Annotated in this window: 2 protein-coding genes and 1 pseudogene; 1 reads left to right on the forward strand and 2 read right to left on the reverse strand. The window is 71.2% G+C overall.

Features of this window, described 5'->3' with window-relative positions; all coding sequences use genetic code 11:
- Positions 1-670: VOC family protein (locus HW445_RS25750; RefSeq protein WP_180223294.1), on the forward strand; the 670-nt coding region annotated here is incomplete at its 5' end.
- A 135-nt stretch (positions 671-805) separates the two neighbouring features.
- Here HW445_RS25750 and HW445_RS25755 read toward each other — a convergent pair.
- Entirely contained in the window at positions 806-2,251 is a 1,446-nt protein-coding gene (locus tag HW445_RS25755) for a glyceraldehyde-3-phosphate dehydrogenase (RefSeq protein ID WP_180223295.1), read from the reverse strand.
- A 235-nt stretch (positions 2,252-2,486) separates the two neighbouring features.
- Positions 2,487-2,692 (reverse strand): annotated as a pseudogene (locus tag HW445_RS25760) (ABC transporter ATP-binding protein); the annotation flags it as partial.

Genomic DNA, 2,692 nt, shown 5'->3' on the forward strand with positions numbered 1-2,692 from the left:
GGCGGTGGCCGCGCCGGACGGCACCGAGCTGTTCTTCTGCGCCACCGGACGACCCGGAGCGCCCGACTGGCGGAGCGACTTCGTCCCGGGGCCGCGGACGGAGGCTCCGGCCGCGGAGCCGGACGGAGGCCCGCGGCGCGTCGACCACCTCGCGCTCACCCAGCCCTGGCACCAGTTCGACGAGGCGGCCCTGTTCCACCGCAGCGTGCTGGGCCTGGGCGCCCAGGAGAGCGTGGACGTGGCGGAGCCCTACGGACTGTTCCGCAGCCGCGCGGTCACCGACGCCGACGGCCGCGTGCGCATCGCCCTGGGCGTCGGCCCCGCCCCCACCGACGACGGCGACCGTCTCCAGCACATCGCACTGGCCACCGACGACGTCGTCCTGGCCGCCCGCCGCTTCGTGGAGGCCGGCGGGGAACTGCTCGCCGTCCCCGGCAACTACCACGACGACCTCGCCGCCCTGTACGACCTGCCGGACGAGGAACTGGAGACCTTCCGCGCACTCGGCATCCTCTACGACCGGGACGAGCGGGGCGGGTTCCGGCACTGCTACACCCGCACCGTGGGCCGGGTCTTCTTCGAGCTGGTCCAGCGGGACGACGGCTACCGGGGGTACGGGGCACGGAACGCCCCCGTGCGGATGGCGGCCCAGCGCGGCGGCCGCGGCTGACCGAACCCGGCCTACCCGGCGCGGCCGACCGGACTGGCCGGCCGCGGCCGACCGGCCCCGGTGCCGGAGACGGGTGTGCCCCGGGTGACATGACGTCACCCGGGGCACACCCGTCGCGGTCCTTGCCGCGGCGGATCAGACCGCCGGGGCCGGGAACGTCGGGTACTCGACGCCCGAGACCTGCTGCACGACCCGGACCACCTGGCAGGAGTAGCCGAACTCGTTGTCGTACCAGAGGTAGAGGATCGCGTTGTCGCCCTCGACCTTGGTGGCGCCGGCGTCGACGATCGAGGCGTGACGCGAGCCGATGAAGTCGCTGGAGACCGCGTCGGGGGCGCTGATGAAGTCGATCTGGCGCTTCAGCGGCGAGGTCAGCGACACCTCGCGCAGGTACTCGAGGACCTCCGCGCGGCTCGTCTCCCGCTTCAGCTGCAGGTTGAGGATGGCGATCGACACGTCCGGGGTGGGGACGCGGATCGAGCTGCCGGTGATGGTCGCCTCGAGGTCGGGCAGCGCCTTCGCCACGGCGGAGGCGGCGCCGGTCTCGGTGATGACCATGTTCAGCGGCGCGGAGCGGCCACGACGGTCGCCCTTGTGGTAGTTGTCCAGCAGGTTCTGGTCGTTGGTGAACGAGTGGATGGTCTCCACGTGCCCGCGCACGACGCCGTACTCGTCCTCCATCGCCTTCAGCGGCGGCACGATCGCGTTGGTCGTGCAGGAGGCGCAGGAGATGATGTTCTCGTCCGGCTTGATCATGTCGTGGTTGACGCCGTGGACGATGTTGGGGACGTCGCCCTTGCCCGGAGCGGTCAGCACGACCTTGTCGACGCCGGGGCGCAGGTGCTGGGAGAGGCCCTCGCGGTCGCGCCACTTGCCGGTGTTGTCGATGAGGATGGCGTTCCGGATGCCGTACTCGGTGTAGTCCACCGACTCGGGGGAGTCGGAGTAGATCACCTGGATCGTGTGGCCGTTGGCGATGATCCGGTTGTTGGCCTCGTCCACGGTGATGGTGCCCTGGAACTGGCCGTGGATCGAGTCACGGCGCAGCAGCGAGGCGCGCTTGACCAGGTCCTGGCCACCGCCGTTGCGGACCACGATCGCCTTCAGGCGCAGGCCGTTTCCGGAACCGGCCTTCTCGATGAGCAGGCGGGCCAGCAGGCGGCCGATCCGGCCGAAGCCGTAGAGGACCACGTCGCGGCCCTCGCGACGCTCGATCTTGTGGGCGCCGGTGGCGCCGGCGACGGCCTCGGCGGTGAACTCCTCGACCGACAGGCCGCGGTCGTCGGCCTTGTGGGCCACCGCCAGCATGCCGATGTCGATCTGCGAGGGCCCGAGGTCCAGCGTGGTCAGGGCCTGAAGGAACGGCATCGTCTCGACGACCGACAGCTCCCCGCCGACGATCTGCCGGGCGAAGCGGTGGGTCTTGAGGATGCTGATGACCGACTTGTTCACCAGGGAGCGACTGTGGACCAGGACCGTGACGTCCCGCTCCCGGTGCAGCTTCCCGATGATCGGGATCATCGACTCCGCGATCTCCTCGCGGTTCTTCCAGTTGGTGAACGAGTCCTCGGTGACAGTCACAGGTCCATCTTTCGAGCTAGGCGGCGCTCACATGTTAACCATCTCGAAGTATGGTCGATCAAGCCGGGGCCGCCGCCGAAGGGTGTGGTGAGCGCCGGAGGGCCGAAGCCGCCCCGGTTCGCGGCGATCCGTCCGCTTTCGCGTGCCGGTTCCGTGACCGCTGCGTGTGCGCACGATCACGCGCTCGCCCGCTCCGGGCGCCGGCGGCCACGGCCCCCGCACCTCGCCTCGCGGCTCACCCCGCGAGGCGGCCCGCCTCCAGCCGCACCCGGCGGCCGGTGAACCGGCGGGTGAACATGCGGTCGTGGGAGACGACCACCAGCGCGCCGGGCCACGCGGCCAGCGCCTCCTCCAGGTCCTCCACCAGGCCGGGGGAGAGGTGGTTGGTCGGCTCGTCCAGCAGCAGCAGGTCGGCCGGTTCCCGCAGCACCCGGGCCAGGC

Origin of the sequence: Streptomyces sp. UH6 (genome assembly GCF_013421635.1) — a bacterium.
Lineage (GTDB): Bacteria > Actinomycetota > Actinomycetes > Streptomycetales > Streptomycetaceae > Streptomyces > Streptomyces abyssomicinicus.